The sequence below is a fragment of the Pseudomonas sp. TE3786 genome, from assembly GCF_054057335.1.
Window position 1 is genome coordinate 102960 of sequence record NZ_JBSRZF010000009.1, and the last position, 14731, is coordinate 117690.

The window sequence follows — 14731 nt, forward strand, 5'->3', positions numbered from 1 at the left end:
GCTCACGGTCTGGCACACAGACCAGACCCAACCTATAGCCCGGACCAAAGCTGACGCACACCTTACTCAGCCCTCACCTTCAAGGAGCCTCACCATGAAACTGCAAAAGACCCTGATCGCTGCTGCCATGACCCTGTCCTACAACGCGGCCTTCGCAGCTGGCAGCCCTGGCGTGGAACAAGATACCCAAGCCTTTCTGCAAGCCCTGGAAGCCGGCGGTGGCAAGCCGCTGGAGCAAATGACGGCGAAAGATGCCCGTGCCGTACTGACTGGTGCCCAGGCCTCGGTGAAGTTCGATTTTTCCGATACCAAGGTCATCGACAAAGCCATCAGCGTTGATGGCCAGACCATCAAGCTGACCATCGTCCGTCCTGCCGGCGTCACCGGCACCCTACCGGTCTTTATGTTCTTCCACGGTGGCGGCTGGGTGCTCGGCGACTACCCGACCCATGCTCGCCTGATCCACGACCTGGTGGTGAATTCCGGCGCGGTAGCGGTGTATGTCGACTACACCCCATCGCCTGAAGCCCACTATCCAACCGCCATTAACCAGGCTTACGCGGCAACTAAATGGGTGGCCGAGCACGGCAAGGAAATCAATGTCGACGGTTCCCGCCTGGCGGTAGCCGGCAACAGCGTAGGGGGCAATATGACTGCCGCCGTGGCCTTGATGGCGAAAGAAAAAGGCACGCCGAAACTGCGCTTCCAGGCCCTGCTGTGGCCAGTAACCGATGCCAACCTGGAGACCGCTTCGTACAACCAGTTTGCCCAGGGCCATTTCCTGACCAAGCCGCTGATGAAATGGTTCTGGGACAACTACACCACCTCGGCCACCGAGCGCGCCGATATCCATGCTTCGCCACTGCGCGCCAGCCTCGAGCAGCTCAAAGGCCTGCCGCCAACCCTGATCCAGACCGCCGAATTCGACGTGCTGCGTGACGAGGGCGAAGCCTACGGTCGCAAGCTCGATGCAGCCGGCGTGGAAGTGACCAGCACCCGCTACAACGGCATGATCCACGACTTCGGCCTGCTCAACCCGCTGGCCCATATCAGCGGTGCCAAATCGGCCATGCTGCAAGCCGGTAGCGAACTGAAAAAACACCTGAAATAACTGCAGTCGTAACAAGCAAAAAGCCGCCAGCGTGATGCGCTGGCGGCTTTTTTGTGCGCAACGCCCTCGTAGGCATCGTCGCCCGCAAGACATTCAAGCGTTAATGCCCCCACCCCGTCGTCCCAGCGCAGGCTGGGACGACGGTGGGAAAACGCAGATTTCAGTCAATAAAAAACCCTCAGTCGGCAGGGCTTTTGGTTGCGCAACGCCCTCGCTGGCATCGTCGCCCGCAAGACATTCAAACGTTAACGCCCCCACGCCGTCGTCCCAGCGCAGGCTGGGACCCAGTCTTTCGAACCGGGCCTCAATACCGAGCCTGCCGCCGAATTCTGGGTCCCAGCCTGCGCTGGGACGACAGTGGAAAACAAAGATCTCAGTCAACAAAAAGCCCCGCACTCGGCAGGGCTTTTTGTTCGGCTTGTATGTCTCGGTCCCAGTTTTGGACCGTCTTTAAAGCGGGTGCGCAGCGAAACAGATTCAGGAGCGCTGCAACCAACTCAAGAACTTACCCTTCTTCACTTCCACTGGTTTTTGCAGTAGCAGCGAATCGGTGGCGCTCATGCGGAAGGTGTGAAGTTTGTTCAGGGCGCTGGAGACCTCTGTGCTTTCTTGCAAGCAGTGCTGAATATGCGCTTTGTCGATGTGGTAAATCACTGCCGAGCTCAAGGTGGTGAAACGTCCGTGGGACGCTACGCCATGGGCGATGCCTTCTTCGCCGAGGATTTCGCCAGGCCCCATGCGTCCGGCTTCGACAAAGTCGCCTTGCGCGTTATGCACGGACGCCGAGACCACCCCCGTGCCAATCACCATCAGGTGTTCGGCAACCTCGTCGAACTCCAGCACCACCTGCCCTGCGACATAGCGCTGGGCCTGCATGTTCTGGCTGAGTTCGTCCTTCTGTTCGCTGCTCAGCGAACGGAATATCTTCACGTCATCCAACACGCTGCGCATCCGGCTGCGCGGTGCTTCGCCACTGCGCTGTACACCCGCGGCTTCGAGCAGGCGATGCGCGAGGTCGAACATCAGGTTGCGGGCCTCGGCGCTGTTCTGCCCGGTGGCGATAAAGCCGCTGGCTTCGTACTCCACGGCTTCCAGATCGGAGCCTTTTACCGAGACCCGGCCCGGCGGCTTGGGCAATAGCGCGCTGACCCCTTGCAGGGTTTTTTCCAGCGCCTCGATTACCACCCGCGGACGCACTGCCGCCGGCACACTGATGCTGATGGACACGCCCTGCACATTGGCTGCCCGGTTAAGGTTGATGACCTTGGCCTTGGCCGCCACCGAGTTGGGGATCACTACCGTGCTGCCCTGGGCGGTTTTCAGGTAGGTGGCGCGCCAGTCGATCTCGATCACCTGGCCCTCGACTCCGTCGATACTGATCCAGTCATCCAGTCGATAGGGCTTGGTGGTGTTCAGCACAATGCCGGAAAACACATCGCTCAAGGTGCTTTGCAACGCCAGACCGACAACGATGGCGACCACCCCGGAGGTGGCCAGCAAACCCTTGACCGGCAACTGCATGACATAGGCTGCCGCGGCCACCACCGCCAACAGAAAAATCAGCGCGCCCAGCACGTCCTGCAGCAGCCGGCCGGTGTGGCCGCTGCGCGGCATCAGCACCACGCCCATCACCACGGTGGCGGTGCGCGCCAGCAGCAGCCACCAGGCAATGCCCAATACGCTGCCGAGCATATTCAACGCCGGTGAGGGCCAGGGCGGTGGCAACAGCGGGCTGAGCCCGGCCTCGACTATCACCAGGCTGAAGCTGAGGAAAAACACCACCCGCAGCAGCACCCGCCAACCTTTGGCATCCACCGGCAGCAAGCGCCAGGCGGCGATATCCACCAGCAACAAGGCGGCGGCGATAAGCAGCAGGTGACTGTTGATCAATTCGAGCATGGGTTTTCCAATGGCTGGCGACTACAGCGGCGGCGGGGTCTGGCGGCATTCGCCACGCAGACGCACCGCGTCTTTTTCAAACACCTCTTTCAACCAGTTGCCCACCGCCTGGAAGCGGCCGATGCGCCCGGCATCGCGGTGGCTGAGCAACCATACCTCACGGTGTACTTCCACATCATCACTGAGGCGGCGCAAACCGATGCGGTCGCCCAATACGCACGGCAGCAAGGCCAGGCCCAGGCCAGACTCGCAAGCACTCACCAAGGTACTGACACTGCTGACCCGCAGGGGGTAATGGGCCAGCGGGGCGATATCGCGCAGCCAGCGCATCTCGGCCATTTCCGATAACTCTTCGCCGTAGGCCAGCCAGGGTTGATCGCACCACAGGTCACGGGGAATTTCAGCAAAGCGTTCGGCACCATACACGGCAAAGCCCAGATCACCGACCTTGCGCATCACCAGCGCCGCATCGTCCTGCGGCCGCGCCAGGCGCAGGGCGAAATCGGCCTCGCGGCGGGTGAAAGACAGCGCCTGGTTGGCTACCAGCAATTGCAATTGCAGCTGCGGATGGCACTCCATCAGCGCCGGCATATGGTCGACCAGCCAATGGCTGAAGAGGAAATCGATGGAGGTGATGCGCACCGGCCCGGCCACACCGTCGGCCTCGCTGCAGGTATCCAGCAGCATGCTTTTCACATCGCCCAGCACCCGCTCGGCGTAGGTGAGAAACACCACCCCGGCCTCGGTGGCGTGGTAGCCGGAGTTATCACGGATAAACAAGCGGCGCTGCAACGCGGCCTCGGCGGCGGCCAGGCGGCGGCTCATGGTCGAGGGATCGATACCCAGGGTGCGGCCAGCGGCACTCATGCTGCCTTCATGGGCCAGGGCCAGCAGCAGGGGAATGTCATTCCAATCGAAATCCACAGGCACTCCTTATCCGCGCGCAAACCGCCATCGTCATGGCGGGTTAGCGCACAAGCATAGGATTCTCGTGCTGACCTGGGATATAAATTTTGCGCACAGCGGCAAAGAAAGGTTCCGTAGGAGCGGCTTCAGCCGCGATGCTCTAGATCTTGAAAGCATCGCGGCTGAAGCCGCTCCTACGGGGGGAAGTTGCGTTTTGGTTTAGTGCTGCAGGCGGTAACCGGTGCGAAAGATCTGCCCGACTATCACGATGCACACCAGCAGAAAACCGAGCAGAAAGGCGACATCAAGCATCGGGTTGAACTCGGTGACATCGAAAAACGCCCAGCGAAAGGCATCCACCAGGTACACCACCGGGTTGAACAGGCTGATGGTCTGCCAGGTCGGCGGCAGCATGTTCAGCGAGTAGAAGCTGCCACCGAGAAAAGTCAGTGGGGTGATTACCAGCGACGGCACCACCTCCAGCTTGTCCCAACCGTCCACACACAGGCCGACGATAAAGCCGAGCATGCTGAACGACACGGCGCACAGCAGCAGAATAAAAAACGCCCAGAACGGATGGGCGATTTCGTAGGGTACGAACACCCGCGCGGTCAGCAGAATGGCGGCCGCCAACACCATCGACTTGGTCACCGCCGCGCCGACGTAACCGAACACGATTTCAGTGGGCGACAGCGGGGCCGAGAGAATCTCGTAAATGGCCCCGGAGTAGCGCGGCATGTAAATGCCAAAGGCCGCGTTGGACACGCTTTGGGTCAGCACCGCCAACAGGGTCAGGCCCGGCACGATAAAGCTGGCGTAGGGAATGCTGCCGATCTCCGCCATGCGCGAACCGATGGCCGAACCGAACACGACAAAATACAAAGCGGTGGCCAGCACGGGAGCCGCCAGACTCTGCATCAGGGTGCGCAGCGAGCGGGCCATTTCGAAGCGGAAGATGGCGTGGATGGAATAGAAGTTCATGCGGGTTTTCTCAGCAGTTCGACAAAGATGTCCTCCAGGGAGCTTTCCGAGGTGTGCAGGTCTTTGAAGTCGATATCGTTGGCGGCCAGACGGCGCAGGAAGTCGGCGATGCCCTGGTTGTCGCGGGCCACATCCAGCACCAGCTCGCGGCCCTGGTCGGCCAGCTCCACCGGAAAGCCGGCCAGATCGACAGGCAGCTGCTGCAGCGGCTGCTGCAGTTGCAGACGCAGTTGCCGGCGGCCCAGGCGAGCCATCAGATCGGACTTGTTCTCCACCAGCAGCAGACGGCCATCGCTGATCACGCCCACCCGGTCCGCCATTTCTTCGGCTTCTTCCAGATAGTGGGTGGTCAGCACCACGGTCACGCCGCGGTCGCGCAAGCGGCGCACCATGGCCCACATATCGCGGCGCAATTCCACATCGACACCGGCGGTGGGCTCGTCGAGAAACAGCACCTGCGGCTCGTGGGCCAAGGCCTTGGCGATCATCACCCGTCGGCGCATCCCGCCGGACAGGGTCATGGTCGCGTCATCCCGTTTATTCCACAGCGACAGGTCGCGCAGAATCTGCTCCAGCAACTTGGGCGCTGGCGGTTTACCAAACAGACCGCGGCTGAAGCGCACGCTGGACAGCACGCTTTCAAAGCCTTCGTTGACCATTTCCTGCGGCACCAGCCCCACCTTGGCGCGGGCTTCGCGGTACTGCCGCGGTAGCTCCAGGCCATCGATATGAATGCTGCCTGCGGTGGCTTTGACCAGGCCGCAGATGGCACCGATCAGCGTGGATTTGCCGGCACCGTTCGGGCCCAGCAAGGCAAAGATTTCGCCGTGTTGAATTTCCAGATCGATCCCGCGCAAGGCCTGATGGCCGTTGGCGTAGGTTTTCTCCAGTCCCCGAAGGGATATCGCGCTGCTCATGCAGAGTCACCCAGGCATTCAGTAATTTTGCTGCGCAACCAGCGTTGGGCAGGGTCCATATCCTGGGTTGCACCCCAGGCCATGGACAGATCATAAACCGGTGCCTCGAACGGCAGCTCATCAACCCGCAAACCACCGTTGGAAGTCAACGCAGCGGCGGCGTAGTCCGGCACCGTGGCAACCATCTGGGTTCCAGGTAACAGTTGGCTCAGGCCATAGAACTGCGGCACAGCCAATTTCACCTGCCGGCGACGGCCGCGCTTGGCCAGCTCCTCGTCGATAAAACCGCTGAGATCACCGGCAAAGCTCACCAGGGCGTGGGGACGTTCGCAGTATTCATCCATGGTGATGGGCGTCTCGACCGAATCGCCGCGCACCATCACCGAACGACTGCGGCGCAGGGTTTTGCATTTGGCGTTGGCAGGTAAGTCACCGACGTAGCAGATACCCAGGGACACCTCACCCGCCGACAGTTGATTGCAGATCGACAAGTAGTGGGTACGGCGCACCACCAGGGTCACATGGGGCGCTTCCACGCTGAGCACGCGCATCAGCTGCGGCAGCAGGCCGAGCTCGACGTCATCGCTCAAGCCGATGCGAAATACTTCGCGGCTGGTGCAGGGATCAAAGTCGACGCTCTGGCCGATGGCCGATGAGATGGTGTCCAGGGCTGGACGCAACAGGCTTTCCAGTTCGATGGCCCGCGGGGTGGGCTCCATGCTGCGGCCAACGCGCACGAACAGCGGATCGTTGTACAGAGTACGCAGGCGCCCCAGGGCGGCGCTGACCGCCGGCTGACCAAGAAACAGACGCTCCGCCGCGCGGCTGACATTACGCTCGATCATCATCATTTCGAAAACGATCAGCAGATTGAGGTCTACGCGGCGAAGGTCGATGCGATTCATGCTTGTTGCTCCCTGTGGTGTGGGAGCAATTCTGGTCCGCCGAGGCGTGCGTGAGAATAGACACGCCTGCATAGCTGCCATGCAGAAATGCAAAGGCCGAGATCAGTTCTCGGCTTTGTCTTTGGCGGTTTCCAACTCTTTCATGCGCTTATCGTAGATATCGCAATGACTGGCCTTGTCCGCCGACTTGGTCTTGAGGTTCATATCCTCGATCTCGTCGTTGATCTCTTTGGCCTTCTGCGGATTCTGCTCGGTGAGCTGATGCACCTTGGCGGCCAATTGCTGGGCCTTCTGCTCGGCCTCTTCGGGCGTGCAACTGGCCCAGGTCGAACTGGCGGCAAGCAAGGTGGCGGCTGCTGTGATGCTCAATAGAAGTTTCATGGTCCTGTCCTTTTGGCGCTGTGGCTCTCCTGCGGTGGAGGCCGCAGCGCGGGCAAAAGTTCAGGTAAAGCGACCAAGCGTGCTGCGCGCTAAAACGGTAGGAGCGGCTTCAGCCGCGATGCTTTTAAGGTCAAGAGCATCGCGGCTGAAGCCGCTCCTACGAGTCTTGGAGGCTTCTAGCTATCAATGCCCTTCAGAAGCATTGAACATGGTCTTGGCGTAGATCAGCCCTAGACCATAAGCGCCGCCGTGGGCAATCGAGGTTTTCACGGTTTCGTCGTAGGTTTCGCCGCGGGCCCAGTCGCGTTGCAGTTCCAGCAGGTATTGCAGCGAAGTCATGGGACGGGCACCCAGTTGGATCATGCGCTGGATCGCCATTTCATGGGCTTCCACCGAAACGTCGCCACAGGCGTCGGCGATAAAGTACACCTCGAAACCCTGATCCAGGGCCGACAGAGCCGGGCCAACGATACACACCGAAGTCCACAGCCCGGCGAGGACGATTTTCTGCTTGCCGTGCTTATTCACTTCCACCGCGATGCGCTCGTCTTCCCAGGTGTTCATGCTGGTACGGTCGATCACATTGTGCTCAGGAAATACCGATTTGATTTCGTCGAAGATCGGCCCGGAGAAGCTCTTCTCGGCAACCGTGGTGAGGATGGTCGACACCTTGAATTCACGAGCGGCCTTGGCTACCAGAGCGGCGTTGTTGCGCAGGGTGACCGCATCGATGGACTTGGTGGCGAAGGACATCTGCGATTGGTGGTCGATCATGATCAGGGTGTGATCATCGTGGTTCAGCAGGGTTTTGCCTGGAACTGCAGTTGCGATAGCCATGGGTAGATTTCCTTTTCAGTGTTGACGGTGTGAGTAGCGGGTTTGGTTGAACTCATTGGCTTGTTTGCAAGCCGTGGAGCCATGATCACCCACCGCTGAAAAGCGCGGAACGGACAGGGGTGCACGGCCACTTTGCAGAATTGCAAAGGGGCTGGATTGACGTTTTGTGCGCAGGAAGTGACAAGGCCGATGACAGCGTGCGCTCTGCGGGAGGGGCTTCAGCCGCGAGCTCTTAGAATCCAGGGCATCGCGGCTGAAGCCCCTCCCACAAAAAGCCAGAGCGCCTTAAAACAAATCCAGCTGACCACCAACCAGCGTGCCGAAGTCGTCATCAACGAAGGGCAGAATCGCATCGGCCACCGGCTGCAGCTGGCGGGTCAGGTAGTGGTCGTAGTCGATGGGTGAGGTGATGGCTTCCAGCGGCTGCGGGCCGGCCAGGGTGATCAGGTAACTGATCCAGCCGCCGCGCTGGTATTGCCGGGGGCGGCCCTGTTCGGCGTTGTATTCGTCGGCCAGACGCGCCGCCCGCACATGGGGCGGCACATTGCGGTCGTAGTCGGCAAGCGGCCGGCGCAGGCGTTTGCGGTACACCAGCAAGTCGTCCTGCGCACCGGCCAGGGTCGCCGCCACATAGTCACGCACGTAGGCCTGATAGGGCTGGCGGCGGAAGATCCGCGAATACAGCTCCTGCTGAAACTGCTGGGCCAGCGGCGACCAATCGGTGCGCACGGTTTCCAGGCCCTTGTAGACCATCTGCTCGCCCATCAACCCGGCGTAGCGCTTCTTGCTGCCCTCCTCTGCGCCTCTGATGGTCGGCATCAGAAAACGCCGGAAGTGGGTTTCGTATTGCAGCTCCAGCACGCTGGTAAGCCCGAACTCGGCCTGCAGCTGCTCCCGCCACCAGTCGTTGACCCGCTTGACCAGGCTACGGCCAATCACCCCCGCCGCCTCGTCACTGTGCTCACGGCCGAGCCAGACGAAGGTCGAGTCGGTATCGCCATAGATCACGGTGTGCCCCTGGGCTTCGATCAGCTCGCGGGTCTTGTGCATGATCTGGTGGCCACGCAGGGTGATGGACGAGGCCAGACGCGGGTCGAAAAACCGGCAACCGCTGGAACCCAGTACGCCATAAAAGGCGTTCATGATGATTTTCAGCGCCTGCGACAGCGGCTGGTTGCTATCCCGTTTGGCCTGCTCGCGGCCCTCGGCCACCCGCGAAACGATGGCGGGCAGGCAATGGCGCTGACGGGAAAAACGCGCGCCGAGAAAGCCTTCGACGCTGGCGCTTTCATCCGTCTCGCGCAGCCCTTCCACCAGCCCCACCGGGTCGATCAGAAAGGTGCGGATAATCGACGGGTACAGGCTCTTGTAGTCCAGCACCAGCACCGACTCATACAGCCCCGGTTGCGAGTTCATCACAAAGCCGCCGGGACTGGCCTGCGGCGGTTTCTCGCCGAGGTTGGGCGCGACAAAACCCTGGCGGTGCATCAACGGCATATACAAATGGGTAAAGGCCGCCACCGAGCCGCCGCTGCGGTCGGCCGGCAAACCGGTGACGCTGGCCCGTTCGAGCAAAAAGCTGAGCAGCTCGGTCTTGGCGAAGATCCGCGTGACCAGCTCGCAGTCCTTGAGGTTGTAGCGCGCCAGGGCCGGCTTGTCCTCGGCGAACATGCGGTCGATCTCGTCCATGCGCTGGTAGGGCGTGGAAATATCCTTGCCCTCGCCAAGCAAGGTCTGCGCGACGTTTTCCAGGCTGAAGGAGGGAAAACTCCAGGTGGCCGAGCGCAGCGCCTCGATGCCATCGATGATCAGCCGCCCGGCCGCCTCGGCGAAAAAGTGGTTATTGCGACTGCCGTGCTCGCGCCAGCCCATGGCCTCCCCGTCACGGCCCAAACGCAGCGGCACCTGCAATTTCTGCGAATGCTCCAGCAGCACGCGCAGATCGAACTGCACCAGGTTCCAGCCAATGATGGCGTCGGGGTCGTGGGTGGCCAGCCAGCTGTTCAGGCGCTCCAGCAGCTGGGCGCGGCTGTCGCAGTATTCAAGATCGAAATCCACCGCGCCGGCATCGCCATGGGTTGGGCCGAGCATATACACCTGGCGCTGGTCGCAGCCTTGCACGGCTATCGAATACAGCTCGCCATGGCGGGTGGTTTCGATATCCAGCGAACATAACTTGAGCTGCGGGCGGTAATCGGGGTCGGGCTTGAGCTGCGCGTCATTGAAGCCGCCCTGCCCATCCGGCGTACCGGAGAACAGCACCGGGGCGGTAATAAAGCGCTCCATCAGGTAGCGCTCGGGCGGGCGCACATCGGCTTCGTACACATCGACGCCGACGCTGCGCAGCAGCTTGTCGATATTCATCAGCTGCCGATGCTGGCGGGTGTACAGGCCGAGTACCGGGCGGTGATGAAAGTCCTGCAGCTCGAGCTCACGCAGCTCGACATCTTTCTCCTTGGCCAACATGCCTTCTACCCGCAAACGCTGCTCGGCCGGCACAAAGGCCACCGAGGTCTGCACCGGCAAACGCACCAGCCGCGGGCCCTGCTCGGTGGCCAGCCAGAAACTCACCTGGGTGCCGGCCGGGGTGTCGCGCCAGTGCCGGGAAAGGAGAAAGCCGCGCTGTGGTGGTTGCTCTGCCATGGAAGTGCCTATAACTGCGTGGGGCGATTCTACTGTATCGATATACAGATCACAGCTTCGATTAACCAAGCGGTACGTGGTTCGCCTGACAGCGGCGATATACTCGCCAGCCTGCGGGCCAGGCTCTTGAGCGGCCCGCAGCTTTGCGACTGCCATTTCGAGGGACTACCGGATGAACGACCTCAACGCCCTGCTGGGCATTCCTCTTCCCATCATCCAGGCGCCCATGGCCGGTACCGCGACGCCGGCCATGGCCGCCGCCGTGAGCAATGCCGGCGGGCTCGGCTCGATCTCCATCGCCGCAGTCAGTGCCGAAGCCGGGCGCGAGATGATTCGCCAGCTGCGCGCTGCCACCGACAAGCCATTCAACATCAATGTGTTCTGCAATGTGCCGGCACAGCCGGACGCCGCGGTCGAGCAGCGCTGGTTGCAGCACCTGGCCCCCTGGTTTGCCGAGTTCGGCGCACAGCCGCCAGCCGCCATTCAGGATATCTACACCAGCCTGTATGACGACGAAGCGCAGCTGCAGGTGTTGCTGGAAGAACGCCCGGCCATGGTCAGCCTGCACCTGGGCCTGCCCCCGCAGGACCGAATCGACGCGCTGAAAGCCGCCGGCATTGTGCTGGTGGCATCGGCCACCTCGCTGGACGAAGGCCGTCTGGTGCAAGCCGCCGGCGTTGATATGGTAGTGGCTCAGGGCATCGAGGCCGGCGGCCATCGCGGCATCTTCGATCCCGAGCAGATCGATGGCTGCCTGACCACCGCCGAGCTGGTCCAGGAACTGGTGCGCGAACTGCAGATTCCGGTGATTGCCGCCGGCGGCATCATGGACGGCACCGATATCGCCGCCATGCTCGACCTCGGTGCCGTGGCCGCGCAACTGGGCACCGCCTTTGTGCTGTGCCCGGAGTCGGCGGCCAATGCCAGTTACCGGGCGATGCTGGGCAGCGAGCGGGCCAGGCAGACACAGATCACCCGGGTGATCTCCGGGCGTCCGGCGCGCGGCATTCTCAATCGTTTTATGCTCGAGGTCGGTGCCCAGGGGCATCCGCAGGTTCCCGGGTTTGGTATCGCCTACAACGCGGGCAAGAAACTTATCGAAGCAGCCAGCCAGGCCGGTAGCGCCGAGTTCGCCGCGCACTGGGCCGGCACCAACGCCGGCAAGGCCCGCAGCCTGCCAGCCGCACAGCTGCTGAAGAGCTTGCATGAGGAATACCTGGCGGTGATCAGCACCCGCTGAGCGCCTCGGCAGATGCACAAGGCAAGCGGCAAACGCTTGCCGCACCTGGCAAGCAGGTGCCGCCCAGGGCACTTCGAAACGGGCTGAAAAGCCCGTTGCAGAGCGCTCTGCGAAGTTGGCCCGTGATGTGCAATCGGTGCTGCACCACTCAGCCAATGGCAATGCCCCATGACCAGCGTATCGAGCAACCTCTCGCTGCTGAGCTATATCAGCTCCCTGTCCAAGTCCGATTCCAGCGACAGCAGCAAAGCCACTACCGGCACCAGCACCGGCACGGCAACTGACAGCAGCGCGGAAGAAACCCAGGACCCGATTGGCGAGCTGCGCAAATATGCTGCGGCCATCGTTGCGCAATCGCGCGGCGGCCTGTTCAGCGCCCTGGCCGGCACCGAGCAGACCAGCGCCAGCCAGTCGGCCACCGCGAACTTCAGCGCCAGCAGCGCCATTCAGTTGCCCGACGTGGCGAGCATGAGCCGCGACGATGCCGCCAGCCTGCTGCCCCAGGTGCAGAAACTGCTCGACAAGGGATTGAGTGATTCGGTGTCGGTGGCCGGCTTCAATGGCGACCAGCAGACCGACTCGCTGGAAACCTACCGCGACTGGCTGCAGAGCAAGGCGGGAATCAGCATTTACGTGTGAGCCGAAATTCACCGCTTCCAGGCGGCGCGCTTTGCTTTACTCGCGATGCTCTGGATCTACTCAGGCCGCAACGGCTTACGCAGCGATTGCCCCAACCACACTCCCACCAGCGCCAAGCCACCACCCACCAGGTGGTGCAGCCCGAGCGTCTCGCCTAACAGGCACATTGCCGCCACGGCCACCATCACCGGCATCAGGTTCAGATACAGGCTGGCCCGCGCCGGCCCCAGGCTCTGGATGCCTTTGATCCATAGCCAGGGCGCGCCAATCGAGGCCAGGGTACCGGCGTACAACACCAGCGGCAGGTTGTCGGCGGTCAGCGCTGATGGGCCGCTGAGGAAAAACCACGGGGTGAGAAACAGCAGCGCACAGCCGATCTGCACATAGAGCTGCACCCAGCGGCTCAGGTCGAAATTCCAGCGGCGCAGCAGCACGCCGTACAGGGCGTTGGCGCTGACGGCGAGCAACATCAGCGCATCACCGGGTTTGAGCTGGAAATCCAGCAAGGTTTGCGGTTGGCCGCCGCTGATCAGCCACAGCACCCCAGCGAACGACACCACGCCGCCGGCCAGCGCGCCCTGGGTCAGACGGTCATGGGTAAGCAGGGTGGAAAACAGCGAGGACAGCAAGGGCGACAGAGCAATCAGAATGCCCATATTGGTGGCACTGGTGGTGGTCGCGGCAAAGTAGGCCAGGCCCTGATAAATCATCATGCCCAGCAGTCCGAGGGTGAACAGCTTGGGGAACAGCGCCCTCACCTGCTGCCGCGCGCGCCAGACGCTGGGCAGCATAAACACCGACAACAGGACAAACGCCAGCGCCCAGCGGTAGAAGGTGATGGAGGGCGGCGTGATGCGCCCTGCCGCCAGCTTGGTGACCAAGGTATTACCGCTCCAGATCAGCACCGTGATCAGGGGGAACAGGTGATGCCAGGAGGGTTCCTTGCTCGCTTCAGTCATCTTCAGACCTTAAGTAACAGCAGTGCGCCGCACACTAGCAAAAAGACACAGAACAGTGCGCGCAACACCTGTTCCGGCAAAGCATGGGCCAGGCGCACACCCCAGCTGATACTGAGCAAACCGCCCACCGCCAGGGGAATGCCCATGGCCCAGTTGACGTGGTGGTGCACAGCGTAAGTGACCAGGGTGATGCCGGTGGACGGTGCCGCCAGCGCCAGCGCCAGCCCCTGAGCCACCACCTGGCTGGCACCGAACACGCTGGTCAGCAGCGGCGTCGCCACCACCCCGCCGCCCACGCCGAACAGGCCGCCGGTAACCCCGGAAGCGGCACCCAATATCCACAGGCGATTTTCATAACGCAGCTGCCGCTCACCCGTGGGTTTGTGCCAGAACATCTGCGCCAGGTTGAACAGCACCAGCACCAGCAGAAAGCCGACAAAGGCCACACGCATGATCTGCGGATCGAGGCGCACGGCGAACAGCGAGGTCAGCCAGGCCAGACAGAAGCTCGGCACGATCAGCATCAGGGCATTGCGCGGCACCACACGGTTGCGCTGGTTATAGCGCCACAGCGCCAGCAGCACATTGGGCAACACCATCAGCAACGCGGTGCCCTGGGCCATCTGCTGATCGAGGTTGAACAGCACCCCCAGAATCGGAATGGTGACCAGCCCGCCACCGATCCCGAACAAGCCCCCCAAGGTGCCCATGGCCATACCGAGAACAACGTACATCGCGATATCCAGCACAGCACCGTCTCCACTCACAAAGGCCGGCAGTATAACCGCCACCGCTCAAGATCAAGGGTTAGACCATCGCCGCAGGGCTTCACGCGGCTGCCATGCCGGCGTATAGGGCGAGCTCAGTCGTCGCGCGTCAGCACTTCCAGCAACTCGATCTCAAACAGCAGATTGGCATTGGCCGGCACCCGCGAACCCATGCCGCGTTCGCCATAGGCCAGCTGTGCCGGCACCCACAGTTTGCGTTTGCCGCCGACCTGCATACCCATCAGGCCGATATCCCATCCCTTGATCACCCGCCCGGTGCCGATTACGCACTGGAAGGCTTTGCCCCGCGCAAACGAGGAATCGAACTCGCTGCCGTCCGCGAGAAAGCCGCGGTACTGGGTGGTGATCAGGGCGCCTTTGACGGCGGCTTTGCCAGCGCCGATCACCAGGTCTTCTATCTGCAGTTCTTCGCTCATTGCTCGTTTCTCAATCGCTTTCGGCGTTAGGGGCATGGTACGCAGAACGCACCCTACGTGATAATCGCGGGCGCTTGGGAACATCACCGGTTCTCCCAAGTCCAACCGC

Annotated in this window: 14 protein-coding genes; 3 read left to right on the top strand and 11 right to left on the bottom strand. The window is 61.9% G+C overall.

From position 1 onward, the window contains the following. The first annotated feature begins 94 nt into the window (after window positions 1-94). Window positions 95-1111 (top strand): alpha/beta hydrolase, encoded by a 1017-nt coding sequence (locus ACVW0Y_RS12270; protein WP_457438611.1) that lies wholly within the window; start codon window positions 95-97, stop codon window positions 1109-1111. A 477-nt stretch (window positions 1112-1588) separates the two neighbouring features. On the opposite strand, the gene ACVW0Y_RS12275 is transcribed toward ACVW0Y_RS12270, so the two are convergent. The 8 genes from ACVW0Y_RS12275 to ACVW0Y_RS12310 all read right to left on the bottom strand — a co-directional run bounded on the left by ACVW0Y_RS12275 (window position 1589) and on the right by ACVW0Y_RS12310 (window position 10580). Continuing rightward, a complete protein-coding gene (locus ACVW0Y_RS12275; protein ID WP_457438612.1) occupies window positions 1589-3010 on the bottom strand; it encodes a mechanosensitive ion channel domain-containing protein in 1422 nt (473 codons plus the stop codon). Window positions 3011-3031: 21 nt separating this feature from the next. Continuing rightward, the gene (locus tag ACVW0Y_RS12280) at window positions 3032-3934 is read right to left on the bottom strand and encodes a LysR family transcriptional regulator (RefSeq protein WP_457438613.1); all 903 of its coding nucleotides are present in this window, start codon (window positions 3932-3934) and stop codon (window positions 3032-3034) included. A gap of 201 nt (window positions 3935-4135) precedes the next feature. Further along, window positions 4136-4897, bottom strand: coding sequence for an ABC transporter permease (locus ACVW0Y_RS12285; protein ID WP_457438614.1), 762 nt, complete (start codon window positions 4895-4897; stop codon window positions 4136-4138). Further along, the gene (locus ACVW0Y_RS12290; RefSeq protein ID WP_457438615.1) at window positions 4894-5814 is read right to left on the bottom strand and encodes an ABC transporter ATP-binding protein; all 921 of its coding nucleotides are present in this window, start codon (window positions 5812-5814) and stop codon (window positions 4894-4896) included. The genes ACVW0Y_RS12285 and ACVW0Y_RS12290 overlap by 4 nt, the downstream gene beginning before the upstream one ends. Next, window positions 5811-6719, bottom strand: coding sequence for a LysR family transcriptional regulator (locus tag ACVW0Y_RS12295; protein ID WP_457438616.1), 909 nt, complete (start codon window positions 6717-6719; stop codon window positions 5811-5813). The genes ACVW0Y_RS12290 and ACVW0Y_RS12295 overlap by 4 nt, the downstream gene beginning before the upstream one ends. Window positions 6720-6821: 102 nt before the next feature. Further along, window positions 6822-7100 (bottom strand): hypothetical protein, encoded by a 279-nt coding sequence (locus ACVW0Y_RS12300; RefSeq protein ID WP_457438617.1) that lies wholly within the window; start codon window positions 7098-7100, stop codon window positions 6822-6824. Between the two features lie 183 nt (window positions 7101-7283). Further along, complete coding sequence (locus tag ACVW0Y_RS12305; RefSeq protein ID WP_457438618.1) at window positions 7284-7937, bottom strand: hydrolase; 654 nt, start codon at window positions 7935-7937, stop codon at window positions 7284-7286. A gap of 285 nt (window positions 7938-8222) precedes the next feature. Continuing rightward, a complete protein-coding gene (locus tag ACVW0Y_RS12310; protein WP_457438619.1) occupies window positions 8223-10580 on the bottom strand; it encodes a DNA polymerase II in 2358 nt (785 codons plus the stop codon). A gap of 172 nt (window positions 10581-10752) precedes the next feature. Between ACVW0Y_RS12310 and ACVW0Y_RS12315 the strand changes: the two genes are divergently transcribed. Both ACVW0Y_RS12315 and ACVW0Y_RS12320 read left to right on the top strand, forming a co-directional pair. Then, on the top strand, window positions 10753-11820 hold the full coding sequence (locus tag ACVW0Y_RS12315) for an NAD(P)H-dependent flavin oxidoreductase (protein WP_457438620.1): 1068 nt from the start codon (window positions 10753-10755) through the stop codon (window positions 11818-11820). Between the two features lie 168 nt (window positions 11821-11988). Next, complete coding sequence (locus ACVW0Y_RS12320; RefSeq protein ID WP_457438621.1) at window positions 11989-12459, top strand: hypothetical protein; 471 nt, start codon at window positions 11989-11991, stop codon at window positions 12457-12459. A gap of 56 nt (window positions 12460-12515) precedes the next feature. Here ACVW0Y_RS12320 and ACVW0Y_RS12325 read toward each other — a convergent pair whose 3' ends face one another. The 3 genes from ACVW0Y_RS12325 to ACVW0Y_RS12335 form a co-directional block, all read right to left on the bottom strand. Beyond that, the gene (locus tag ACVW0Y_RS12325; RefSeq protein WP_457438622.1) at window positions 12516-13418 is read right to left on the bottom strand and encodes a DMT family transporter; all 903 of its coding nucleotides are present in this window, start codon (window positions 13416-13418) and stop codon (window positions 12516-12518) included. A 2-nt stretch (window positions 13419-13420) separates the two neighbouring features. After that, entirely contained in the window at window positions 13421-14167 is a 747-nt protein-coding gene (locus ACVW0Y_RS12330; RefSeq protein WP_457438623.1) for a sulfite exporter TauE/SafE family protein, read from the bottom strand. Between the two features lie 113 nt (window positions 14168-14280). Next, on the bottom strand, window positions 14281-14622 hold the full coding sequence (locus ACVW0Y_RS12335; RefSeq protein WP_457438624.1) for an FKBP-type peptidyl-prolyl cis-trans isomerase: 342 nt from the start codon (window positions 14620-14622) through the stop codon (window positions 14281-14283). Window positions 14623-14731 lie beyond the last annotated feature (109 nt).